This is a genomic window from Microbacterium sp. 1S1, from assembly GCF_008271365.1.
Classification (GTDB): Bacteria; Actinomycetota; Actinomycetes; order Actinomycetales; family Microbacteriaceae; genus Microbacterium.
Genome location: NZ_CP043430.1, coordinates 609,989 through 634,278, shown reverse-complemented (window position 1 = coordinate 634,278; position 24,290 = coordinate 609,989). Strand labels below are relative to the sequence as shown.

21 protein-coding genes are annotated in these 24,290 nt (G+C 71.1%); 6 read left to right on the top strand and 15 right to left on the bottom strand.

The annotated features are described in order from the left end of the window. Positions 1-46: 46 nt before the first annotated feature. From FY549_RS03240 to FY549_RS03230, 3 genes are all read right to left on the bottom strand, one after another. Complete coding sequence (locus FY549_RS03240) at positions 47-292, bottom strand: hypothetical protein (protein WP_149083810.1); 246 nt, start codon at positions 290-292, stop codon at positions 47-49. A 121-nt stretch (positions 293-413) separates the two neighbouring features. After that, on the bottom strand, positions 414-1,760 hold the full coding sequence (locus tag FY549_RS03235) for a hypothetical protein (protein ID WP_149083809.1): 1,347 nt from the start codon (positions 1,758-1,760) through the stop codon (positions 414-416). 119 nt (positions 1,761-1,879) lie between these two features. Then, positions 1,880-2,467, bottom strand: a complete 588-nt coding sequence (locus FY549_RS03230; protein WP_149083808.1) for a hypothetical protein — start codon at positions 2,465-2,467, stop codon at positions 1,880-1,882. Positions 2,468-2,589: 122 nt separating this feature from the next. Between FY549_RS03230 and FY549_RS03225 the strand changes: the two genes are divergently transcribed. Continuing rightward, positions 2,590-3,819, top strand: coding sequence for a glycosyltransferase (locus FY549_RS03225; protein WP_149083807.1), 1,230 nt, complete (start codon positions 2,590-2,592; stop codon positions 3,817-3,819). A 5-nt stretch (positions 3,820-3,824) separates the two neighbouring features. After that, entirely contained in the window at positions 3,825-5,051 is a 1,227-nt protein-coding gene (locus FY549_RS03220) for a glycosyltransferase (RefSeq protein WP_149085967.1), read from the top strand. 4 nt (positions 5,052-5,055) lie between these two features. Here FY549_RS03220 and FY549_RS03215 read toward each other — a convergent pair whose 3' ends face one another. Both FY549_RS03215 and FY549_RS16435 read right to left on the bottom strand, forming a co-directional pair. Continuing rightward, a complete protein-coding gene (locus tag FY549_RS03215; RefSeq protein WP_149083806.1) occupies positions 5,056-5,640 on the bottom strand; it encodes a hypothetical protein in 585 nt (194 codons plus the stop codon). A 38-nt stretch (positions 5,641-5,678) separates the two neighbouring features. After that, complete coding sequence (locus FY549_RS16435; protein ID WP_187614913.1) at positions 5,679-5,840, bottom strand: hypothetical protein; 162 nt, start codon at positions 5,838-5,840, stop codon at positions 5,679-5,681. Between the two features lie 87 nt (positions 5,841-5,927). Between FY549_RS16435 and FY549_RS03210 the strand changes: the two genes are divergently transcribed. After that, positions 5,928-6,899 carry a GlxA family transcriptional regulator gene (locus tag FY549_RS03210; protein ID WP_149083805.1) on the top strand — a complete coding sequence of 324 codons (972 nt, stop codon included), beginning with the start codon at positions 5,928-5,930 and terminating at the stop codon, positions 6,897-6,899. Between the two features lie 588 nt (positions 6,900-7,487). Here FY549_RS03210 and FY549_RS03205 read toward each other — a convergent pair. Continuing rightward, complete coding sequence (locus tag FY549_RS03205) at positions 7,488-8,186, bottom strand: NRDE family protein (protein WP_149083804.1); 699 nt, start codon at positions 8,184-8,186, stop codon at positions 7,488-7,490. A gap of 93 nt (positions 8,187-8,279) precedes the next feature. Here FY549_RS03205 and coaBC point away from each other — a divergent pair, with 93 nt between their 5' ends. Together coaBC and FY549_RS03195 are read left to right on the top strand one after the other, a co-directional pair. Beyond that, positions 8,280-9,479, top strand: coding sequence for a bifunctional phosphopantothenoylcysteine decarboxylase/phosphopantothenate--cysteine ligase CoaBC (gene coaBC, locus FY549_RS03200; RefSeq protein ID WP_149083803.1), 1,200 nt, complete (start codon positions 8,280-8,282; stop codon positions 9,477-9,479). A gap of 85 nt (positions 9,480-9,564) precedes the next feature. After that, complete coding sequence (locus FY549_RS03195) at positions 9,565-11,772, top strand: ATP-dependent Clp protease ATP-binding subunit (RefSeq protein ID WP_149083802.1); 2,208 nt, start codon at positions 9,565-9,567, stop codon at positions 11,770-11,772. 62 nt (positions 11,773-11,834) lie between these two features. On the opposite strand, the gene FY549_RS03190 is transcribed toward FY549_RS03195, so the two are convergent. Together FY549_RS03190 and FY549_RS03185 are read right to left on the bottom strand one after the other, a co-directional pair. Beyond that, complete coding sequence (locus tag FY549_RS03190) at positions 11,835-12,422, bottom strand: nitroreductase family protein (RefSeq protein WP_149083801.1); 588 nt, start codon at positions 12,420-12,422, stop codon at positions 11,835-11,837. Positions 12,423-12,535: 113 nt separating this feature from the next. Beyond that, positions 12,536-13,444, bottom strand: coding sequence for a LysR family transcriptional regulator (locus FY549_RS03185; protein ID WP_149083800.1), 909 nt, complete (start codon positions 13,442-13,444; stop codon positions 12,536-12,538). A gap of 136 nt (positions 13,445-13,580) precedes the next feature. Here FY549_RS03185 and FY549_RS03180 point away from each other — a divergent pair, with 136 nt between their 5' ends. Next, positions 13,581-17,036, top strand: a complete 3,456-nt coding sequence (locus FY549_RS03180; protein WP_149083799.1) for a proline dehydrogenase family protein — start codon at positions 13,581-13,583, stop codon at positions 17,034-17,036. 84 nt (positions 17,037-17,120) lie between these two features. Here FY549_RS03180 and FY549_RS03175 read toward each other — a convergent pair whose 3' ends face one another. From FY549_RS03175 to FY549_RS03145, 7 genes are all read right to left on the bottom strand, one after another. After that, positions 17,121-18,239, bottom strand: coding sequence for an ABC transporter permease (locus FY549_RS03175; protein ID WP_374114490.1), 1,119 nt, complete (start codon positions 18,237-18,239; stop codon positions 17,121-17,123). Then, positions 18,236-19,120 (bottom strand): ABC transporter ATP-binding protein, encoded by an 885-nt coding sequence (locus tag FY549_RS03170; RefSeq protein WP_149085965.1) that lies wholly within the window; start codon positions 19,118-19,120, stop codon positions 18,236-18,238. Before FY549_RS03170 ends, FY549_RS03175 begins: the two co-directional genes overlap by 4 nt. Positions 19,121-19,226: 106 nt before the next feature. Then, on the bottom strand, positions 19,227-20,408 hold the full coding sequence (locus FY549_RS03165) for a benzoate/H(+) symporter BenE family transporter (RefSeq protein ID WP_149083798.1): 1,182 nt from the start codon (positions 20,406-20,408) through the stop codon (positions 19,227-19,229). 38 nt (positions 20,409-20,446) lie between these two features. Continuing rightward, a complete protein-coding gene (locus FY549_RS03160; RefSeq protein ID WP_149083797.1) occupies positions 20,447-21,151 on the bottom strand; it encodes a response regulator in 705 nt (234 codons plus the stop codon). Then, complete coding sequence (locus FY549_RS03155) at positions 21,148-22,401, bottom strand: sensor histidine kinase (protein ID WP_149083796.1); 1,254 nt, start codon at positions 22,399-22,401, stop codon at positions 21,148-21,150. The genes FY549_RS03160 and FY549_RS03155 overlap by 4 nt, the downstream gene beginning before the upstream one ends. A 205-nt stretch (positions 22,402-22,606) precedes the next feature. Further along, complete coding sequence (locus FY549_RS03150) at positions 22,607-23,413, bottom strand: Cof-type HAD-IIB family hydrolase (RefSeq protein WP_149083795.1); 807 nt, start codon at positions 23,411-23,413, stop codon at positions 22,607-22,609. Between the two features lie 28 nt (positions 23,414-23,441). Then, positions 23,442-24,287, bottom strand: coding sequence for an exodeoxyribonuclease III (locus tag FY549_RS03145; protein ID WP_149083794.1), 846 nt, complete (start codon positions 24,285-24,287; stop codon positions 23,442-23,444). Positions 24,288-24,290: the final 3 nt, after the last annotated feature.

Below are 24,290 nucleotides of genomic sequence, written 5' to 3'. Positions count from 1 at the left end.
TAGCGGGAGGCGCGTTTCTCATCCCGTCAGGCGGGCGTGCAGGGCGTCAGGAGGAAAGTTCGACGCCGGTGAGCAGTACTCCGCCAGCCCTGTTGCTCGTCAGGGAACCGAGGGTGACCGTGGTGCCCACGGCTCCGGCAGGAAGCGGGAGCCGCAGCGTCGTCGTCTTCGCCGCCTCGCCGCCGACCCCCGGTACCCGAAGCCCTGGCGTGTTCGGGGCCAGCGAGGTCATCGTTCCGGCGAAGCCGATGTCCAGCTGAAGCCCCTCAGGGGAGCTCTTCCGGTAGGGCATGAGATGCAGAACCAGCGTGCGAGACTCCTCCGAAGCCGGGCCGACCGGTATCGACAGGGCGCCGCCGCCCTTCCAGTCGACGAGAAGATAGGGGCCCCCGGGGCGGGCCGCGGTATCGCCGTCATCGGGGCACGGGGAAACGTCTTGTTCCACAGGCTCCATCAGGTCCACGACACGGCATCGCTGCAGGGTCGCGTTTTACTGCCCTCAGCGCACCGGCTGGCGTTTCGTGCGCGGCGTTCACGAGAACCCGGCGGGGCCCGAGAGTATGGACGAACCAGTCTGCGCGGTACCCGAGCCATTCAGTCGGCAGTGCTGTGGCCGCGTCCGTCATGAAGCCGGGGAACGAGGCGTCGTCCACGGCCTTCGCCCACGCCAGCGCCGTTCTGACGATCATCGCGCGCGCCTCATCCCCCGAAGGGCAGGAGACGCTGGCCGGTTCACCGACGCATTCCAGACGGTCTTCGGGGAGTTCCGATGCGGCGTTGAGCTGGTTGTGGCCGAATGAGCCGACGGTCGCGATGGCCAGCGGGCTTCGGCGGTCGGCGTCGAAGTGGGCAGCCGCCCACTGGACGGAGTCGCTGGGGACGTCACCGTCTCGCCCGCCCACGATCCCGAGGGTCGGCACGTCCAGCGGAGGGTCGTCGAGCGACTCTCCCGCATTGTTCCCGACGTCGTGGGCTGTCGCGAGATACAGAGCGCCTCGCGTGGTGATCCCGGCCTCGGCCGCTTCCGCAGCCGCCCCGCGGATCATCATGCCCGATCGGGAGTGCGCGATCCAGAGGATCGAAGACGCATCCACCTTCCGGGCCTTGGCGTCCGCCACCGGATCGGATCCGACGAGCCGTCTTCTGGCCCCGCTGTCGGCAGCGGCACGTCGCAGCGCCTCCACCTGATCGAGGACGACGCGACGCCACGCGCGCGTCTGATCGTACGAACTGCCTCGCGCCAGTTGCCCGACGAAGACCGGCGCGAGGTCGGGCGCGAGGACAGCGTATCCCCGGGCCGCGAGTTCCGTGGCCAGATAGTCCATCCCCGCGTCATAGCGGATGGAGTCGCCGGCAGGGCACGGGTAGCGGAAACTCGAATCCGGGCACGTTTCCGCGCGCAGGTGGCCGATCACGACCAGCCGCGCGGAATCGGTTGATGGGGACGGAAGCGTGAGCGTGCCACGAAGAGGGCTCGTGAACGTCTCCGGCTCGGGCGGATCGCCGACGTCGATGTTCCCGAGGTCAAAACGCACTCGCGTCACACCGCCCTGCGTGCGGACCTCCGCGGGCGCGATCTCGCGGTCAGCGGGAGCCTGGGGGCCGTCTTCGGCAATGGCGGCGGAGTCGCCGTCGGAGGGCGGAGGCGACGCCGGCCCGCCGTCGACGGGCGTGCACGCCGTCACCGTCATCGCCAGCACGATGAGGGCGCCCGCTACGGCCGCCTTCACCCCGGCCGTTCGTCCCCGGCGTCTCATCACGATTTCCCCCTGGAAGCCTCTGCGCACCGCCATCGAAGAACGGACGCAAGGTAACATTTTACCCCGCAGGCGGGCGTGCAGCGGTGTCGACCTCGGGGAAACGCGCCGGAGTCCGGGGGTCAGGCAGGAGGAAGGCGGAGCACGTCGGGGGCCTCGCCGCCGGTGAGGTCGTCGGCGATGCGGAGGCTGCGCGCCAGGTCGTCGAGCGCGCCGCTGAGCGTGCCGAACCGCTCGCGGTCGCTGCACACCGCCGTCAGGGTGATGAGGTGGGTCCCCGTGTCCCAGGTGTACGTGGCGAAAGGAGGGGCCGAGGGAGAGGAAGGAGTCGGGACCACGAGCTTCTCGCCGACGCCGAGCCGCGTGGGGAACGAGGTCGTGTCGTCGTACTCCATCGGCATCGACGCCCGGGCGATCCGGATGTCCGGGGTCAGCGCCTGCACCGTCGCCATCGCCACGACGAGGTCCGGTTCCGCTTTCCAGGTCCACGCGAGGACCCTTCCATCGGCCTTCTTCATGAGCATCGGCGCGGCCTGGCTCATCGCCCAGGCCCCGAACCGCGAACCCGGGCGCTCCGTCGCGCCGACCGCGGCGTTCACCTGGCCGAGCAGCATCCGGATCGCGGCCTTGCGGTGCCGGCGCCCCTTCCACCCGAGCGAGTCCGTCACGGGGATCCACAGCTGGGGGTCGGCGTCGGCGTGCAGTCGCATGGCTTCACGGTATCGGCCGAGGCTGAAGGATGCCGGTATGGCTCGGCGTCGCGCGCAGGGGCCTCGGGTAGAGTTGCCACCGCCCGACCAGGGCTTCTCCTCGGCCGCCACCCTCGTAAGGCATGTCTGTGACCTCCTCCGACGATCCGATCGATGCGTCGCGCGACGCCACCGCCACACAGCCCCGTCCCCTGAAGATCCTCCTCGGGTGCGACACGTTCGCGCCCGACATCAACGGCGCCGCCCGGTTCGCCGAGCGTCTCGCCGCCGGCCTCGTGCAGCGGGGCCACGAGGTGCACGTCGTCGCCCCCAACCAGGCCTACCGCCGGACCGCGCCGCGCACCGAAGTCATCGAGGGCGAGCCGATGACGCTCCACCGGCTGCCCTCCGTGCGCTGGGCTCCGCACGATTGGCTCCGCTTCGTGTGGCCGTGGCGCTCCAAGCACTACGCCCGCGCGGTGCTCGACGCCGTGCAGCCCGACGTCGTCCACATCCAGTCGCACATCGTGATCGGACGCGGGCTCGCGCGCATCGCGAAGCAGCGCGGGATCCCGGTCATCGCGACCAACCACGTCATGGCCGAGAACATCCTCGACCACACCACCATGCCGAAGTTCATCGACGACATCGTGCTCAGACTCGCCTGGGCCGACGCGAAGCGCACCTTCGACCTGACGCGGGCGATCACCACGCCGACGCGTCGTGCCGCCGACTTCCTGGAGAAGACGGTCGAGGTGCGCGGCGTCATCCCGGTGAGCTGCGGCATCGACCGTTCCCAGTACACGCCGGTGATCGCCCCCCGGGAGGAGAACCGGATCGTCTTCGTGGGCCGGCTCACCGCCGAGAAGCAGGTCGAGGTCATCCTCAAGGCGATGACGAAGCTCGACCCGGCGCTGAACACCACGTTCGACATCGTGGGCGGCGGGGACCAGCGCAAGCAGCTCGAGAGCCTGACGGCGCAGCTCGGCCTGGCGGATCGCGTCACCTTCCACGGCCGGACCACCGACGAGGAGCTGCGCGCGCTCCTGTCCCGCGCGAGTCTCTTCGTGATCGCCTCGATCGCCGAGCTGCAGTCCATCGCGACGATGGAGGCCATGGCCTCGGCGCTGCCGATTGTCGCCGCCGACGCCGTCGCCCTGCCGCACCTCGTGCACGACGGCGAGAACGGGCACCTCTTCGAACCGGGCAACGTGGACGACCTCGCCGCGAAGCTCACGGCCGTGCTGACCGCCTCCCCCGGAGAGTACGAGCGGATGCAGAACGCGTCGCTCGACGGCGTCGCCATCCACGACATCAACCGGACGCTCGACACGTTCGAAGCGCTGTACCGCGACGAGCCGCTGCCCGAGTGACGCGGATGCACGTCGTCTTCTTCGCCGATCAGCACCTCGACTCCCTCGGCGGGGCCCAGGTGTCGATGCGGCTGCAGCGGACGTTCCTGGAGCGCGCCGGGCACACCGTGACCGTCGTCGCGCCCCGCATGCACGGGCGCCGGGCCGATGCCGCACCGGCTGCGGGGAACGTCGACCTGCCGTCGCTGCCGATCACGCTCGATCGGGAGTACGCGATGACCTGGCCGGGTCGGGCGACCGACCGGGCGCTCGACCGCGCGATGGCTCACCGCCCGCCCGTCGACCTCGTGCACGTACAGGCAGACTTCTGGGGTGCGTTCATCGGCCACCGCTTCGCCGCCCGGCACGGGATCCCCGTCGTGCACACCATGCACAATCGGGTCGACGTCGGACTCGCCGCCGTCACCCCGCTGCACCGTCCCGTGCTCGCGGTGCTCAACCTGTGGCGCCGCTCCGCGCTCCGCGGCATCGGCGTGCCGGTCGGGGGTGGTGACGGGTGGTCGTACCTCCGCGGTCTCGCCGTGGGAGCTGCCGCCGTCACGGCGCCCTCCGGGCACTTCGCCCGGCGTCTGGAGCAGAACGGCGTCGCCCGGACGGTCGACGTGGTGTGGAACGGGATCGATGACGACGTGCGCGCGGAGACGATGGCTGCCGTCCCCGCGCAGCGCGCGCCGGGCCGCCCTCGCTTCGTCTGGCTCGGACGGATGAGCCCGGAGAAGCGCCTCCTCCCGTTCCTCCAGGCCTGGGTCGCCTCCGGGGTGGACGCCGAGCTCGAGATCATCGGCGGTGGCGGACAGCGTGCCGCCGCAGAGCGCATCGTTGCCGGGCGGGACGACGTGCGCTTCGCCGGACGTCTCTCCTACGCGCAGACGCTGGAGCGGATCGCTGCCGCCGACGCCCTGGTGCAGACGTCGATCGGCTTCGAGACCCAGGGGATGACGCCGTTCGAAGCGGCGACCCTCGGCACGCCCTCCGTGGTGTGCGATCCCGATATCGCCGCCGAGCTCCAGGGTGGGCTGTGGGCGGTGCCGGTGGCAGACCCGCACGCTCGTGGCCGTGACCTCGAGGCGCAGCGGGTCGACGCCCTGGCGGCGACGCTGCGACAGGCTGCCGCAGACATCGTGGACGGGAGTGCGCCGCACCCGGTGCCCGCCGTCGCGGACGCGTTCCGGCAGTCCTCGCGGACGGCCGCCATGATCCGCGTCTACGAACGGGTGCTCGCCCGGTCCTGACTGCTCAGAGGAATCCGTAGAAGTTCGACGAGAGCCAGCTCAGCGCGAGCATCAGGAGTCCGGCGCCCGAAACGCCGATCGCGATCCCTGCGAGCAGCCGCGGCCCCGGTCGCCGTGCCGCGATGAGGCCGAGCACGAGCGCGGCGGCGTAGCCGAGGAAGGTGAGCACACCGGACGCCCCCTCGATCAGGCCGATCATGCTGTACGTGCGGTCGGACATGTAGACGAACGGCCGCGCGAGGATGAGCAGAAGATCGATCGCGAGGGTGACCGCGGCGACGATGAAGGCGGCACGGCCGACCGTGCTCCCGGGCGACCGGGGAGTCGGTGCGCCGTAGGGCGGGGCTCCGGCAGCCGGGGCGGGCCCGGACGCGGCCGGGAAGGGCTGCGGGGCCGCCGTGGGGAAGGCCTGCGGGGCAGCGGTGGGGAACACGTGACCGCCGCCGGGGGCGGGCGTGTACGGTGCCCCCGGAGCGGGACCCTGGGCGCCCGGGTACTGAGGCTCGGCCGGGAGCGGCGGAGGCGTCGGGCCGGCTGGGCCGCCGGCATCGTCGCGCGAGGGGGGTCCGGGCTGCTGGGGGTCGCTCATGACCCGAGCGTAGCCCTGCCCGGCGACATGCGGGAGGGTCAGCGGTAGCCGTGGCCGGGGTCGGCCTGGTGCACGGCGTCCCGACCGTTCACGAGGGACCAGTCCGTGGGGGTGCGGTGGTAGCCGTCCCGGCGGAGTTCGACGATCGTGGCGACGACCGCCCAGGCGGCGAGGGCGAAGAGCAGGATGATGAGTATCATGGCAGAAAAGCTACGCTTAGCAGGTTTGCTGCCACGAGTGGCAGAGGCAGCACTGATCGTAGGAAAACTGCCAAATCGGGAGAGCTCATGAAGACCGTGGCCTGTGTGGTGCACGACGGGTTCGCGCCGTTCGAGTTCGGCGTTGCGTGCGAGGCGTTCGGCCTGGACCGCGCAGCCGACGGCGTGCCGAACTTCGACTTCCGCATCGTCGCCCCGCGACCTGGTGTCGTCCGCTCCAAGCTCGGATTCTCCATCAACGTGGAGCACGACCTCTCTTTCGCGGCGGAAGCCGACCTCGTGGTCTTCTGCCCGGTCCCTCGCGAGACGTGGGGAGACATCGACCCGCTGCTGATCGAGGCGGCGCGGGACGCGGTCGCTCGTGGGGCGTGGGTCATGAGCGTGTGCAGCGGGTCGTTCATCCTCGCCGCAGCAGGGGTGCTGGACGGGCGGCGGGCCACGACGCATTGGATGTACGCGCACACGATGGCCGAGATGTACCCGGGAATCGACGTCGACCCGGATGTGCTGTTCGTGCAGGACGGGCGGATCATCACCAGTGCCGGCACCGCCGCCGGGATCGATGCGTGCCTGCATCTGCTCCGACAGGAGCTCGGTGCGGAGATCACCAACCGGATCGCACGTCGGATGGTCGTGCCGCCGCAGCGCGACGGCGGTCAGGCCCAGTTCATCGACCGTCCGATTCCGGTCGCGCCGACAGACTCCCTCGCGGCGGTGTCCGACTGGGCGGTGGAGAACCTCCGTGACGAGTTGACCGTCGACCAGCTCGCGGCGCGCGCACTCATGTCACCCCGGACCTTCGCGCGCCGCTTCAAGGCCGAGTACGGGGCGACGCCTGCGGCGTGGCTCGGACGGCAGCGGATCATCCAGGCGCAGCGTCTCCTCGAGCGCACCGACCTGCCGCTGGAACACATCGCGACGGAATGCGGCTTCGGTTCTGCGGCCGTGCTGCGACAGAACTTCGCGCGCGTACTCGGCGTGACCCCCACGGCCTATCGTGCCCGCTTCTCCTGCGCGGACGACGCCGTCCCCGCCGCCTGACCCCTCCCTCCTTCCCCTCCCGTCCCGCTCCCTCCTCTCGTGTTGCGGGATCAATAACGCCCGTGAGCGGACCGCATCAGGAGCCTTTTTCCGTCCCGCTCCCACGCGCCCGCCCGCCCGCTGCTGCGATGCGGGATCAAGAACGCGCGGGAGTGGACCGCATTCGGAGCCTTTTCCGTCCCGCTTCCGTCTCCGTCGTTCGGGATCGAGAACGCGCGGGAGGGGGCCGGATCCGGGGCCTTTTCCGTCCCGATCGTTCCGCCCACTCTGCTCCGAGCTGCGCGGGGCAGGCGTCGTGCGCTCCGCCGCGGATCTCGTCGAACCAACGGGCCGGCCGGGCCGCAACGGCGCGGGATCAGAATCGCCCCGCGGGAGGGCCGGCCGGGTGCCTTTTCGATCGCGCGTGAGGCGCGACGCCCCGGGTGGGATCAGAAGCGCTCCGCGGACGGGGCTGCGCGGTGCGTTATTGATCCGGGGCGGGATCGCGCGGGGCGGGACCGCGCGGGGGCGGGACCGCGCGGGGCGGGACCGCGTGGGGCGGGATCGCGCGGGGGCGGGATCGCGTGGGGCGGGGAGAAAGGGGGAGGGTCAGGGCCAGTGGGCGGGGGAGCGGAGGGTGACGTCGTGGACGTCGACCCCGGTGGGCGTGACCGTGGCGACCGCGTAGAGGAGCGACTGCGTGGGATAGCCGTGCGGGCGGTTGTCGCGGATGATGGCGCGGTCGTCTTCCGGAGGCAGGGTCGCGGAGGCCCCGAGGAGTGCGGTCCAGTCGGCCGCCCAGTCCGCACTCGCGGCAGCCGGCCCCAGCGCGCGGAACTCGGGGAGCCACGCGGCGATGCGCGGAGTGTCCGCGTCGTCGAGGTCGTCGTGGGCGATCATGTGCGTCCCGGGCTCGACCGGCGTCTCGCGCAGCTCGGCTCCGTCCCAGGAGAGCACGCGGGCGCCGTCCGGTCCGACCTCGAGCAGGTTGAAACCGTGCATCGGCGGGGTACCGTGGGGGGAGCGACCGATGACCGAGTCGAGCGGAAGGGTTCCGCGGGAGACGGCCGCACTGGCGGGGAGGTCCTGCACATCGGCGCGGTTGAGCAGCACGGCCAGCCGTCGTTCCTCGGGGTTCGCGGCCAGCCAGGCCCCACCGGCACGACGGTCGCGGATGCCGATCACGCCCGGATACTCCTCGGGCCACCACGCGCCCAGGGCGTCCCATTCCCGCGCCGGGTCCTCGTCGCGGACGGCCAGCAGCCGCGCGGAACCCGCAGTCTCGACATCGATCACCACGGTGCACACGCTTCCGAGTCTAGGTCGGCGGAGACGGTCGGGGCCCGGGGCGGATCCGTGCGAGACGACCCGGACGTCGGGACCCTGGGGCAGAATCGAGGCGTGAACATCGTCGTCGGAGTCACGGGCGGCATCGCCGCGTACAAGACGGTGCACCTGGTGCGCCTGCTCACGAAGGCCGGTCATGACGTGACCGTGGTGCCCACGGAGGATGCGCTGCGCTTCGTGGGCCTGCCGACGTGGGAGGCGTTGAGCAGGCATCCGGTGACGACGAGCGTGCACGAGGACGTCGCCCGGGTACGGCACGTGGCCTTGGGGCAGGGAGCGGATCTCGTCGTGATCGCCCCCGCGACGGCGAACTCCCTCGCGAAGATGGCCGCGGGCCTGGCCGACGACCTGCTCGGCACGACCCTGCTCGCGACGGAGGCGCCGGTGCTCGTCGCGCCCGCGATGCACGCGGAGATGTGGCGGAACCCGGCCACGCAGGCGAACATCGCGACACTCCGATCCCGCGGGGTGCACGTCGTCGGCCCCGCCGACGGCGAGCTCGCCGGCGGCGACAGCGGGCCGGGCCGGATGGTCGAGCCGGAGGACGTCTTCGCCGCGGCGCAGGCGCTCCTGACGCCGGGTGACCTGGTCGGCGTGCGGGTCGTCGTCTCGGCGGGCGGGACGCGGGAGCCGATCGACCCCGTGCGGTTCCTCGGGAACCGGAGCAGTGGGAGGCAGGGCGTGGCGCTCGCCGCGGAGGCCGCTGTTCGTGGCGCGGAGGTGGTCCTCGTCGCGGCGAACGTCTCCGGCGACGTGCTCGCGGAGGCCCGCCACCCGCACGTGCGGACGATCCGGGTGGGCACGGCGGCCGAGCTGTCCGCGGCCATGAAGGAGGAAGCCCCCGCCGCCGATGTCGTGCTGATGGCGGCCGCGGTCGCCGACTACCGTCCGGTCGATGTGTCGGCGCGCAAGCTCACCAAGGACCGCGGCGGAGTCGGCACGATCGAGCTCGTCGAGAACGAGGACATCGTCGCCGCGCTCGTCGAGAGGCGGCAGGACGGGCAGGTCATCGTCGCATTCGCGGCGGAGACGCCGGAAGACGAGGACGAGCTGCTCGCCCGCGCACGCGGCAAGCAGGAGCGCAAGGGGGTCGACGTGCTCGTGGTGAACGAGGTCGGCTGGGAGCAGGGCTTCGAGCGCGGCGAGAATGCCGTGCACATCCTCGGCCCCGGCGGTGTCGTGGCGCGGACGGCGGCGGGGAGCAAGCGTGAAGTGGCGGCGGCGGTGTGGGACGAGGTCGCCCGCACGAGGTGAGCGGCAGTGGAGGCACGGACCGAGCAATGCTAAACTTGAGTCAACACCACTCAACTTTCAGAAGGAGTATCTCCAGGAGGAGCGCATGACCACCCCGCAGACCGGATCCCCGAACCAGGAACAGCAGTCCGCCCTCGAGCAGTTCGGCATCAACCTGACCGACCGCGCCCGCCAGGGCAAACTCGATCCCGTCATCGGACGGGACAGTGAGATCCGGCGTGTCAGCCAGGTGCTCACCCGCCGCACCAAGAACAACCCGGTGCTGATCGGTGAGCCGGGCGTCGGCAAGACCGCGGTGGTCGAAGGCCTCGCGCAGCGTATCGTCGCGGGCGACGTCGCCGAGTCGCTCAAGGACAAGGAGCTGGTCTCTCTCGACATCTCCGCCCTCGTCGCCGGGGCGATGTACCGGGGGCAGTTCGAGGAGCGCCTGAAGCAGGTGCTCAAGGAGATCACCGAGTCGGACGGCCGGGTCATCACGTTCATCGACGAGCTGCACGTGCTCATGGGCGCGGGCGGCGGCGAGGGCTCGGTGGCGGCCTCGAACATGCTCAAGCCGATGCTGGCCCGTGGTGAACTCCGGCTCATCGGGGCCACGACGCTCAACGAATACCGCGAGTTCATCGAGAAGGACGCTGCGCTGGAACGCCGCTTCCAGCAGGTGTACGTCGGCGAGCCCACGGTCGAGGACACGATCGCGATCCTCCGCGGGCTCAAGGGACGCTACGAGGCGCACCATGGGGTGACCATCTCCGACAGCGCTCTCGTCGCGGCGGCATCCCTCTCGAACCGGTACCTGCCGGCGCGGCAGCTCCCGGACAAGGCGATCGACCTGATCGACGAGTCGATGTCGCGGCTCAAGATGGAGATCGACTCCTCCCCGGTCGAGATCGACCAGCTCAAGCGCCAGGTCGACCGGCTCAAGCTGGAGGAGCTCGCCCTCAAGCGCGAGAAGGACGCCGCGTCCAAGGAGCGCCTCGGTACGCTCCGTGAACACCTCGTCGAACTCGAGAAGGAGCTCGCGGGGCTCGAAGCCCGCTGGGCGCGGGAGCGTCAGGGCCTCAACCGCGTCGGCGAGCTGAAGAAGCAGCTCGACGACGCGATCACCCAGCGTGATCTCGCGATGCGCAATGCCGACTACACGAAGGCGTCGAAGCTGGAGTACGAGACGATCAAGCGCCTGGAGCGCGACATCGCCGAGGCGGAGCAGGCCGAGGCCACCGCATCCAGCGAGCCGCGCATGGTCAACGAGCAGGTCACGGAGGAGGACATCGCGGCGGTGATCGCCGCCTGGACCGGCATTCCGGTCGGTCGTCTGCTTCAGGGGGAGAGCGAGAAGCTGCTGCACCTGGAGAACGAGCTCGGTAAGCGCCTCATCGGTCAGAAAGACGCCGTCAAGGCGGTGTCCGACGCGGTCCGTCGTTCGCGCGCGGGCATCAGCGACCCCGGCCGCCCCACCGGCTCCTTCCTCTTCCTCGGCCCGACGGGCGTCGGCAAGACCGAGCTGGCGAAAGCGCTCGCACAGTTCCTCTTCGACGACGAGCACGCCATGGTGCGCATCGACATGTCGGAGTACGGCGAGAAGCACTCGGTCTCCCGGCTCGTGGGGGCTCCCCCCGGCTACGTCGGTTATGAGCAGGGCGGCCAGCTCACCGAGGCCGTGCGTCGTCGCCCCTACAGCGTGATCCTCCTCGACGAGGTCGAGAAGGCGCACCCCGAAGTGTTCGACGTGCTGCTGCAGGTGCTCGACGACGGGCGACTGACCGACGGGCAGGGCCGCACGGTCGACTTCTCGAACGTGATCCTCATCCTGACCTCGAACCTGGGCTCGCCGATCCTCATCGATCCGGTGCTGTCCGTGGAGGAGAAGCGGGAGCAGGTGATGGCCCTGGTGCGGCAGGCGTTCCGGCCGGAGTTCTTGAACCGTCTCGACGACATCGTGATGTTCCAGGCGCTCACCGAGGACGATCTCGCCCAGATCGTGGAGCTGTCGGTGGACCAGCTGCACGACCGGCTGCGCGATCGCCGGCTCACGCTCGCGGTCACCCCCGGGGCGCGGTCGTGGCTGGCCGAGCGCGGTTACGACCCGGTGTTCGGTGCCCGCCCGCTGCGTCGGCTCATCCAGACCGAGGTGCAGAACAAGCTCGCGACCGCCCTCCTCTCGGGTGGTGTGCACGACGGCGACACCGTGCGTGTGGACGTGGCCGCCGACGGCTCCGGCCTCGTGCTGACCGCGACCACTCCTGAGCCGGAGGTCGATGACGACGTGATCGAGGCGGAGCTGCTCGACGACTGATCGGGGCACAGCGGAAAGGCCCGGTATGCGTGACGCATACCGGGCCTTTCGCGTGCCGATGCTCAGGCGCTGAGAACGACCGTCTCCGCGATCGGACGGCGCACGCGCGGCGCGACCTCGCGCTCCTGCAGCACCTCCGGCAGCGCCTCGATGTCGCCGAACTCGCCGACGGCGATGACGGTCGCGGGAGTGAAGCGGGGCTCGAGGTCGGCGAACTCGCGGACGACCTCGGGGTCGAAGCCGCTCATCTGGTGCACGACGAGGCCGTCGTGGTGCGCCTGCACGGAGAAGTGGGCCACGGCCTGGCCGAGGTCGTAGAAGGCGTGGGTGATCGGCGTGCCGTCGGCGGTCGCGGTCTCGGCGATCGCGACGACGAGCACGGCGGCGTTGCCGGCCCACGCCTGGTTGAAGCCCATGAGCGCGTCGACGATCTGCGCGTGCAGCGCCGTGCCGCGCCGGGCGACGATGAAGCGCCACGGCTGGATGTTGTTGGCGGACGGGCTCCACCGGGCTGCCTCGAGGGCGGTGGCGAGCTTGGCTTCGTCGATCGGGTGCTGCGCGTCGTAGGCGCGGGGGCTCCAACGGCCGGCGAGAACGTCGAGGACGGGGTGCTCGGTCGGGGCGGTGCGGTCGATGACGGGAGTGCTCACGGAAGTGCCTTTCAGACGGGGGGGATCGGACGCCGTCGTCCGGGTACACGGGGGATGAACCGATGCATGTGCATGCATATTCCCGGTCCGGCTCCCGGCCGATCGGAGCCGCGTCAGTCCAGGAGGTTGCGGGACGCCGCGTCGGCGAGGGCGGCGCGGACGGCGCGGATCGACGGGGCATCCGCCGACACGCGCCTGGCGGAGGAGAAGATCTCCCGGCGCGGTTCGTGCGGGAGGGGCGCGAGGTCGACCGTGGGGGTGTCGCCCGCCCACACGAGCTCCGGCAGCAGCCCCACCGCGAGGCCCGCGTGGATGAGCCGCACGTGGGCGGTGAGGTCGGCGATCTCGAAGCGCACGTCCGGCTCGAAGCCGGCCGTGCGGCACAGTTGCTCGGCCCAGGCGCGCGACGCGGTACCGGCGGGCTCCAGCACCCAGGGCTCCGCGCGGGTCGCCCACAGCGCGGCGACGGGGTCAGGGATCCGCGGGGATCCGGGGCGGCGGGCGAGGGCGATGGCGTCATGGGCGAGCACGACGCGATCGAGGTCGGCGTGGATGGGGCGCGTATGTCCCGGATACTGCTCCGCGAGGATGAGGTCGTAATCGCGGCTGGAGACTCCGACGAGCCCCGACTCCGGGTCGCGCTCGGTCACCTCCACGCGCAGGGCGGGATGGCGCTCGCCGAGGGCCGCGAGGGCGCGGGGGAGCAGCGAGTGCGCGGTGGACTGGAACACCGCGAGGCGCACGGTGCCGGTCACCTCCGTGAGCGACTCGGCGACGGCGACCTGCGCGTGTTCGAGCTGGTCGAGGATGCCGATGGCCTCCGCGACCAGGACGTTCCCCTGCGGCGTGAACTGCACGCCGCGGCCGACCCGGCGCAGCAGCGGCACCCCGACATCACGCTCCAGCGCGGCGAGCTGTTGCGACACGGAGGCCTTGCTGTAGGACAGTGCGTCGGCCACGGCGGACAGCGTTCCGCGGCGCGACAGCTCCACGAGCAGGCGGAGGCGGTGCACGTCCAACACGGCGGTTCCAATCGTTCAGTTCAAGTGAACAGAATCCACTCAAATCGGTTGATAGACGGAGCCTAGCGAGCGGCTGGACAATGATCCAGCCGCACACGATACCCGGGTGTGCGAGGCCGAGGAAGGTACCCCGCCCATGTCTGTCATCGACGACACCACTCCCCGCACCGAAGAAGTCGCCGCGCTCGTGCAGCGCTGGCTCGCCGAGAGCGAGACGCACCCGGTGGAACCCGCCGCCCAGCGCCTGTCCGAGGTGCTGAAGGATCCGAACGGTCTGGCCTTCACGGTCGGCTTCGTCGACGGGGTCATGCGCCCAGAAGACCTCCGGGTCGCCGGTCGCAAGCTCGCCGAGCTCTCCGACATCACGCCCGGCCTCCTGCCCGGCTACCTGCGGGCCGCGATCAATGCCGGCGGATTCTGGGCGCCGAAGCTCCCGAACGTGGTGGTGCCGATCTCGCGCCGCGTGCTGCGGGCCATGGTGGGGCACCTCGTGCTGGATGCCACGCCCTCCAAGTTCGGCCCCGCCATCGCGAAGCTCCGCAAGAGTGGCAACCGGCTCAACCTCAATCTGCTCGGCGAGGCCGTGCTCGGTGAGCGTGAAGCCGGACGCCGGCTGCAGGGCACATACGACTTCCTCGCGCGTCCGGACGTCGACTACGTCTCGATCAAGGTGTCGAGCGTGGTCAGCCAGCTCTCGATGTGGTCGTTCGACGAGGCCGTGGCCGACGTGGTGGAGAAGCTGACCCCGCTGTACCGGCTCGCGGCGAGGGCCGAGGCGAAGGGGGCCCGCTCGGGGACCCAGAAGTTCATCAACCTCGACATGGAGGAGTACCGCGACCTCGACCTGACGATCGCGGCCTTCACCAGCATCCTCGACCAGCCGGGGCTGGAGGACCTCGAGGCCGGCATCGTGCTGCAGGCCTATCTGCCCGACGCGCTCGGCGCCATGGAACGGCTCCAGGAATGGGCAGCCGCGCGCCGCGCGAAGGGCGGGGCGCCGATCAAGGTGCGCGTCGTCAAGGGCGCGAACCTCGCGATGGAGGAGGTCGACGCCAAGATCCACGGCTGGCCGCTCGCGACCTACGGCACCAAGCAGGACTCCGACACCAACTACAAGCGCGTGCTCGACTGGGCCATGACTCCCGAGCGGCTGGACGCCGTGCGGATCGGCGTCGCCGGCCACAACCTCTTCGACATCGCCTACACCTGGCTGCTCGCGAAGGCCCGCGGCGTGACCGACGCCGTGGAGTACGAGATGCTGCTCGGCATGGCGACCGGTCAGGCCGAGGCCGTGCGCAAGGACGTCGGCCGCCTTCTGCTGTACACACCGGTCGTGAACCCGGCCGAGTTCGACGTCGCGATCGCGTATCTCGTGCGGCGCCTCGAGGAGAACGCGAGCCCCGAGAACTTCATGTCCGCCGTGTTCGAGCTGGCCTCGAACCCCGTGCTGCTGACCCGCGAGCGCGAGCGCTTCGAGCGCTCTCTCGCCGCGCTCGTCGCGGACCCGTCGGTGCCGACCCCGAACCGCACGCAGGACCGCACGGCCGTCCGTCCCGCCGGCGCCACGGACGGCTTCGCGAACGAGCCCGACACCGATCCGGCGCTCGCCGCGAACCGCGCCTGGGGCCGGGAGATCCTGCATCGCTCGGTGTCCTCCACGCTCGGCCGCGACGCGATCGCCGCCGCCCGTATCGAGACCGACGCCGAGCTGGACGCGGTGTTCGCCACCGCCACCGCCGCCGCCGAGGCCTGGGCGGCGCTCCCTGCCGCGGAGCGCGCCGCCGTCCTGCATCGCGCGGGTGACGAGCTGGCCGCCCGCCGCGGCGAGCTGCTCGAGATCATGGCGCACGAGGCCGGAAAGACCATCGCCGAGGCCGACCCCGAGGTGAGCGAGGCGATCGACTTCGCCCACTACTACGCCGAGCGCGCCAAAGACCTCGAGGCCATCCCCGGCGCCGAGTTCGTGCCGTCGAAGGTGACCGTGGTCACGCCGCCGTGGAACTTCCCCGTGGCGATCCCCGCCGGCGGCGTGCTCGCCGGCCTCGCCTCCGGGTCCGCCGTCATCATCAAGCCCGCGAAGCTCACCCAGCGCTGCGGTGCCGTGATGGTCGAGGCGCTGTGGGCTGCGGGCGTGCCCCGCGAGCTGCTCGCCCTCGTCGACCTCGCCTCCCGCGACCTCGGCACCCGCCTGGTCGCCAGCCCCCAGGTCGACCGGGTCATCCTCACCGGGGCCTACGAGACCGCCCAGCTCTTCCGCTCCTTCCGGGCCGACCTGCCGCTGCTGGCGGAGACCAGCGGCAAGAACGCGATCATCGTGACGCCGTCGGCCGACCTCGACCTCGCGGCCGCCGACGTCGCCCGCAGCGCGTTCGGCCACGCCGGTCAGAAGTGCTCGGCCGCGTCGCTCGCGATCCTCGTCGGTTCCGTCGCCGACTCGAAGCGCTTCGAGCGTCAGCTCGTCGACGCGGTCACCTCGATGCGTGTCGGGCTCCCCGATGACCCCGCCACCCAGATGGGGCCGATCATCGAGCCCGCGAACGGCAAGCTCCTCACCGCGCTCACCACCCTCGACAAGGGCGAGCGCTGGCTCGTGGAGCCCCGGAAGCTCGATGACGAGGGGAAGCAGTGGACGCCGGGGGTGAAGACCGGCGTGCGCGAGGGCTCGTACTTCCACCTGACCGAGTTCTTCGGCCCGGTGCTCGGTGTCATGCACGCGAAGGACCTCGACGAGGCCATCCGGCTGCAGAACGCCGTCGACTACGGTCTCACGGCGGGGCTGCACTCGCTGGACTCCGCCGAGGTCGCGACCTGGCTGGACCGCGTCGAGGCCGGCAACCTCTACGTGAACCGAGGGATCACGGGCGCCATCGTGCAGCGTCAGCCGTTCGGTGGCTGGAAGCGCTCGGCCGTGGGTGCCGGGGCCAAGGCCGGAGGCCCCAACTACCTGTTCGGTCTCGGCGAGTGGCGTGCGGGTGAGCTGCCCGCCGCGGCGCCGGGAGCGGCGGTGACCCCCGCGGTGACCGGGCTGCTGGAGGCGGCCGCTCCCGAGCTCGACCCCGCAGGCATCGAGTGGCTGCACCGGGCCGCCGCCTCCGACGAGCGCGCGTGGATCGACGAGTTCGGGGCCGTGAGCGACAAGTCGGGGCTCGGCGTCGAGCGCAACGTCTTCCGGTACCGTCCGGTGGCGGTCGACGTGCGTATCGCCGAGGACGCACCGCTGGCTGAGGGAGTCCGGGTGCTCGCCGCGGCACTGCGCAGCGGCAGCCCGTTCACCGTGTCGGCGGGGTCGCTGCCGTCGAGGATCGAGAAGGCGCTCAAGGCCCAGGGCGTGTCCGTGAAGACGGAGTCCGACGCCGCATGGACCAAGCGCTACGCGAAGGGTGCCCGGTCGTGGCAGCGGGTTCGGCTCGTCGGTGGCGATGCCGCCGCGCTGCACACGGCCCTCGACGGCAGCCCTGACGTCGCGGTCTGGTCGCACGCCGTGACCGGAGCAGGCCGGGTGGAGATGCTCCCGTTCTTGCACGAGCAGGCCGTGTCGATCACCAACCACCGCTTCGGCAACCCCACCACCCTCTCCGAGGGCATCCTCTGACGCGAGACCCCTGGTACACGTCGAGACCCCCTGCTGCACGCGCGTGCAGCCGGGGGTCTCGACGCGAAGGCGGGGTGTCGCGAGTCAGCCGCGGAGAGCCTCGGCGAGCTTCACGCGCGAACCCATCCGGAGCAGGGAGTTCTCGTAGATCTTCGCGCCCACCACGATCGCGGCGACGCAGCTCGCGAGCAGGATCGCGAGGCTCAGGAGCGGCTCCCACCACTGCGCCTCGCCGACGAAGAGACGCATCGGCATTCCGACCGGGGCCGAGAACGGCACATACGACATGATCGTCAGCACGAGCGGGTTGTCGTTGAACACGATCACCAGCACGTACGGCGCCATGATGAGCATCGTGATCGGAGTCGTGGTCGAGCCGATGTCCTCCTGCCGCGACACCATGGAGGCTGCGGCCGCGAACATCGCCGCGAGCAGGATGAAGCCGAACAGGAAGAACACTGCGAACCAGATGATGGGGGCGCCGAGGGTCGTCAGCACTTCCCGCTGACCGGTCACGATGAGGCCGATCGTGGCGACGGCGGCGAGGGCGAGGATCTGCCCCATCGCCAGTACCGTGTTGCCGATGACCTTACCGGCGAGCAGGGTGCGCGCGGGGATCGCCGACAGCAGCACCTCGACGACCCTCGTCTGCTTCTCCTCGACCACGCTCTGCGCGATCGTGCCGCCGAAAGTCGCCGCCGCCATCATGAACACGAGGCCGAACGCGATCGCGATGAAGTAGCGCAGCAGCGGGTTGGTGGTGACCGGCTCCAGGATCACGACCTCCGGTGAGAGCGACAGCGCGGACACGAGCGAACCGGGGGCGTCCTCCAGGGCGACGATCGTGTAGCCCGCGGGGTTGTCTCCTGGAAGCACGGCTGCGTCGACGTCGCCGTCGCGGACCAGCTCCTCGGCCTCGGTGCGGGAAGCCACCTCGGTCACCTCGACATCGGGAAGCGCGGACACAGCCCCCGCGGTCTCCGAGGTCACGGCCACCGGCATGGCATCGCTGTTCTGGCTCGCGAAGCCGCCGAACAGCACGCCCGCGAGGGCGATGACCAGCAGGATGCCGGTGGAGATCAGGAACGCCTTGCTGCGGAGCTTCGAGCCGATCTCCCGCTCGGCGACGAGCCAGATCCCGTTGCGCGCGGGATTCCCCGCCGGCTGGGTCCCTGAGCCTGTCGAAGGGGTCGAGGCGTTCACTGGATGACCTCCTTGAAGATCTGGGCGAGAGAGGGGTGCTTGGGGGCGAAGCTCGCGACGTCGCCGCGCGCCACCGCCGACTGCAGCACGCGCTGGGCCGTCTCGGGACCGTCCGCGTCGAAGAGCGCGTACCCTCCCTCGAAGTCGACGACCGTGACGCCGGGCTCGGTGCGCAGCCACCCCGCATCGCCGGTCGAGATGAGTTCGTAGCGGTCGCGGGCGTGCTCGGCGCGCAGCCCGTCGCGAGAACCCGCCGCGCGGATCGTGCCACCGGCGAGGATGACGAGGTCGTCGCAGAGGCGCTCCACCACGTCGAGCTGATGGGAGGAGAAGAGGATCGAGGCGCCGCGGGCCGCACTGGCCTGCAGCACTCCGGCGACGACGTCCACCGCGAGCGGGTCCAGGCCGGAGAAGGGCTCGTCGAGGATCAGCACCTCCGGGTCGTGCACGAGCGACGCGGCGACCTGCGCGCGCTGCTGGTTGCCGAGAGACAGCGACTCGATCGTGTCGTCCAGGCGCTCGCCCAGTCCGAGCTCCGTGAGCAGCGCGCTGGCCCGCTCCGTCGCCTCCGGCTTGCTGAACCCGTGCAGGCGGGCGAGGTAGACGATCTGCTCGAGTACCTTCATCTTCGGGTACAGGCCGCGTTCCTCGGGCATGTAGCCGAAGCGGCGGCGGTCGGCGGTGGTGAGCGGGGCGCCGTCGAGGTCGACCCGTCCGCCGTCGGAGGACAGCAACCCGAGGATGATGCGCATGGTGGTGGTCTTGCCGGCACCGTTGCCGCCGACGAAGCCGGTGAGGCGGCCGGGCGCGACGGTGAAGGACACGTCGTCCAGCACCCGGCGGCTGCCGTAGCTCTTGGTGATGCCGGAGAGTTCCAGCAGTCCGGTGGTCATGTCGTCGTGCTCCGTCCGAAGGTGGTGTGCATGATGCTCACGCTACGGAGGAGGGGCAGGGCGGGGCATCCCCCGCGCGGCGGATCGAGACGGATCAGCCGCGCGACGGACGGCCGGCGTGCAGCGCGACACGCACGAGGAGGCCGGCCACCAGTGCCCAGAACGCGGCGCTCACCCCGAGCACCGCGATTCCGGAGGCGGCGACGAGGAACGTGACGACCGCCGGGAGGCGCTCCCCGGGATCGTCGATCGCCTGCTGGACGGCGGAGCCGAAGGCTGCGAAGAGCGCGAGTCCCGCGACCGCCGGGATGACGGCGGGCGGAGCGAGCAGCACGAGGGTGGCGAAGGCGGCGGAGAAGCCGCCCAGCACGAGGTAGGAGACGCCGGTGGAGACCCCGGCGAGCCACCGCCGTGCCGGGTCGGGGTCGGCCTCGGGTGAGGCGGCGAGGGCTGCGCTGATCGCCGCGAGGTTGATCGCGTGACCACCCGCCGGAGCGCCGAGCGCGGTGCCGAGACCGGTCACCAGCATCGCGGGACGCCACGGGACCTCGTAACCGAAGCTCCGCATGATCGCGACGCCGGGCACGTTCTGCGACGCCATGGTCACGATGAACAGCGGCAGCGCGATGCCGACCAGTGCCCCGACGGTGAAGGCGGGCATCGTCAGCTCGAATCGCGGCAGCAGGGCAGCCGGGTCGACGGCTGTCCCCGCGGGGGCCAGGGTGACGGCGACCACCACCGCCGCGGCGACGAATGCCAACGGCACGGCCCACCGGGGTGCGAGTCGGGCGACGATCAGCCAGGTCAGCACGACCGGCAGCACGCCCCACGGGTTCGCGACGGCCCCGGTGATCGGAGCGAGGCAGAGGGGCAGCAACACCCCGGCCAGCATCGCCTGCGCGATCGAGGGCGGGATCCGGGCGATGAGGGCGCCCAGTGCGGGCCAGAGCGCGGTGAGGAGGATGAGGGCCGCGGTCACGAGGAAGGCCCCGACCGCGGCGGGCCAGCCACCCTCGACGCTGCCGGTCGCCACGAGCAGAGCGGCGCCGGGAGTGGACCACGCGGCCGTGATCGGCATCCGGCAACGCCAGGCCAGCACGATGCAGGCCAGCCCCATCGCGAGGCTCACGGCGAGGAGGCCGCTCGCCGCCTGCCCCGCCGACGCCCCCACAGCATCGAGACCCGTGAGGACGACGGCGAACGAGCTCGTGAACCCGACGAGCGCCGTGACGATCCCGGCGACGATCGGACGGGACACGGGGACGGCGGCGGGCATGGCTCCGAGCGTATCGCGGGGGAGTCGCCCGCTTCCGGTCAGGCCAGACCCATCCGATGCGCGAGCACGACCGCCTGCACGCGGTCCCTGGCGCCGAGCTTCTGCAGGATGCGCGAGACGTGGGTCTTCACCGTGGCCTCGCCGATGAACAGGGCGTGGGCGATCTCGGCGTTGCTGCGGGCGTCGGCGAGCAGGGTCAGCACCTCGGCCTCCCGCTCGGTCAGTGGCTCCGCGAGCACGGGTGCCTCCGGAGCCTTTCCACCCGCTTGCGCGGGATGCGTTCCGGTCGGCGCGGTGCCCGCCGTCGAGGGGCCTCCGGCGAAGCGGGTGAGGACGCGGCGCGTCACCTCGGGTGCCAGGATCCCGTCCCCTGCCGCGAGAGCGCGCACCGCGGAGATGAGGTCCTCGGCGCCGGCGTTCTTGAGCAGGAAGCCACTCGCCCCCGCCTCGAGCGCCTGGTAGAGGTAATCGTCACGATCGAACGTGGTCACGATCGCGATCGCTGCACCGATGGAGACATCGGCGACGAGGCGGCGCGTCGCCTCGATCCCGTCCATGTCGGGCATCTGCACGTCCATCGTGATGACGTCAGGGCGCAGGTCGGCGGCCTGCGCGATGGCCTCCGCCCCGGTCGAGGCCTCGCCGACGACGGTGATGTCCGGCTGCGTGTCAAGGATCGTGCGGAAACCGGCGCGGAGGAGGGCGTGGTCGTCGACGAGGAGCACCCGGATCGGCGCGGTCACGGTGCGGCCTCCGTCACGGGCGCGCCGAGCGGCACTCGCGCCCGCACCCGCACCCCGCCGGGCACGCGCGGAGCGATCTCGAACGTGCCGCCGGAGGCCGCCGCGCGCTCCCGCATCCCGAGCTGGCCGAGGCCGGGACGCAGCTGCGCGATGGCACGGCCGGTGTTCACGACCTCGACCTCCACGCCGTCGTCGTCGTAGCGCACGCGGACGTCCGCGGTCGCCCCCGGCCCGGCGTGCCGACGGGCGTTGGTCAGCGACTCCTGCGCGATGCGGTAGAGGTTCACGGCGACGAGCGAGGGTACCGGCACCGGATCGCCGATCACGGTGTACGCGGTGGGGAGGCCGGCCTCCGTCGATGCCTCCGCGAGCGCGCCGATGTCGTCGAGGGAGACGGTCGACGCCGACTCGGTCGTGTCGCCACCGGGAGTGCGCAGGGTCTCCAGCAGCTGACGGAGCTCCTGGATCGCATCACGCGCCGACGACTCGACTCCGGAGAGGATGCGTGCCGCCTGGGCCGGATCGCTCTCGAGCACGAGTCGCGCGGCACCCGCCTGAACGCCCATGACCGACACGTGGTGGGCGACGACGTCGTGCAGCTCCCTGGCGATCCGCACCCGGTCGAGCGCCACCGCCTGCGCTGCCGTGACCTCGCGCTCCCGCTCCAGCTCGCGCGTGCGCTCCTCCAGCACGGCGCGCTGCTCGGCTGCCGCCCAGGAGCGCTCGCCGAAGTAGTACGCCCCTCCGAAGTACAGCACGTTGAGGAGGATCTGGATGAGCATGAAGGCGACGTACGGCGACATGGCACCGGCGACGACCTCCGCCTTGTCCGCCTCGCTGATGGCGTCACGGTACATGGTGATGAGGAGCCACACGAACATGCCGACGATGATCGCGACCCGGACGATGAGCGCCTTGCGACGGTCGCTCATCCAGGCGCCGACCGTATAAAGGGCGATGAACATCGCGATGTTGCCGACGTAGATCTCCGGGACGCGGATCGTCACCGCCGTGAAGTAGGCCAGCGACACCACGACCGCCACAGTGCCGGGCCATCGCCGACGGAACCCGAGCGGCGCCGCCACCACCACGGCGTAGACGAGGGCGGTCCAGAGGGGCGCCTGCTCATCGCCGTAGACCTGGGCGATGGAGGAGAGCGCCGCGCTGAGGATCGCGCCGACGAAGAGGACGAGCGCGAGGAGGAGATCGCCGCGCTGGTCGCGCAGGGTCGGCGTCCGGGTGAAGGCCATCCCTCCACCGTAGGGCGGGGGCCGTCGCGCGGCATCCCCCGTGCGACGGACGTGGGCGGGAGCGGCTGCCAGGATCAGGTGCCTCGTCGCCGCGCCCGCGCCTGGCACCGCGCTCCCTCGCCGGCCTCAGCACCGCATTCGGCGCTCACGGCATTGCGGCCGCTCTGGTGCCGCCGAGCGCGGCCGACTGAGGGACCGCCTCCGATCAGCGCGCGAGCAGGCGCTCGATCACGCGGGCCACGCCGTCGTCGTCGTTGGTCGCGGTGGTCTCGTCGGCGGCCTGCTGCACGACGGGTTCCGCGTGTGCCATGGCCACGCCGTGACCGGCCCAGCGGAGCATCTCGACGTCGTTGAGGGCGTCTCCGAACGCCACGACGTCGGAACGCTCGATGCCGAGGTGCGTGCAGAGGCGCGCGAGTCCCGTGGCCTTCGTGACGCCCTGCGCCATGACCTCGACGAACGGGGCGCCGGACAGCGTGGCCTCGAAGCCGGTGAGCCCGAGGGACCGCAGGGTCTCGAAGAGTGCGGCGGGCGCGAGCTCGGGGTGCCGGATCACGAGCTTGAGCGTCGGCGCGGCGAGCACCTCGTCCAGCGGCACGCCGCCCATCGTCGCGGGGTCGCGCTTGTGGTCGGACAGCTGCGCGATCGCCGCGTACCCGTGCTGTGCGACGAACGTCTCGCCGGCCTCCCGCACGCTCGCGAACAGCAGACCGGGCACGCTGGCGCGCAGCGCCTCGGCGAGCGTGCGGAGCGTCGCGGGCGGCAGCTCCTCGGCGAACAGCAGGCGGCCGTCGGTGAGATGCGTCGCGTACGCGCCGTTGCCGCACAGCGCCCACCCGTCGAAGCCGGCGTCGGCGGCGATCACGCGCAGGCCGATCGGCTGGCGGGCGGTGACGGGCACCACCGCGACGCCCGCGTCCCGCGCAGCATCGAGCGCCGCGCGGGTGCGCGGCGACACCGCGGACGAGCTGTCGAGCAGGGTGCCGTCGAGGTCGGTCGCGATCAGCCGCACGGGGTGGGTCCCTGAGCCTGTCGAAGGGTCAGGAGAAGATCATCGGCAGGTCGTCGTCGGCGTCGTCGCCGCCGAAGTCCAGATCGACCACCACGGGTACGTGGTCGCTGGGCTGCTCGCCCTTGCGCTCGTTGCGGTGGATGGACGCGCCGGTGACGGCATCGGCGAACGTCTTCGAGCCGAGGATGAAGTCGATGCGGATGCCCTCGTTGCGCGGGAACTTCAACCGCTGGTAGTCCCAGTACGTGTAGCCCTCCGGCAGCAGCGGACGCACCACGTCGGTCACGCCCGCGTCGGTCAGGGCGAAGAACGCGTCGCGCTCCGCGGGGGAGACGTGCGTGGAGCGGCCGACGACGATGTCGGGGTCGCCGTTGTCGTGATCGAACGGGATGATGTTGAAGTCGCCGACGAGGGCGAGCGGAAGATCCGGGTTCGCCGACAGCTCGGCCGCCGTGGACCGCTTGAGCTGTTCGAGCCAGTGCAGCTTGTAGACGTAGTGCGGGTCGTCCAGCGAGCGGCCGTTGGGCACGTAGAGGCTCCACACGCGCACACCGTCAACCATGACGCCCAGAGCGCGAGCCTCCTGCGGGGCGTCGGGGCCCTCGTGGCCCTTCGCGAACCCCGGCATGCCGTCGAACGCCGTCCGGACGTCCGTGATGGGGAGTCTGCTCGCGATCGCGACGCCGTTCCACTGATTCAGGCCGTGGACCTCGACGTGGTAGCCGGCCTCCTCGAACGGCGCGTACGGGAACTGCTCCGGCTTGCACTTCACCTCCTGCATCGCGAGCACGTCGACATCTTCACGGACGGCGAACTCGACGGTGCGGGCGACGCGGGTGCGGATGGAGTTGACGTTCCAGGTGGCCAAGCGCATGCG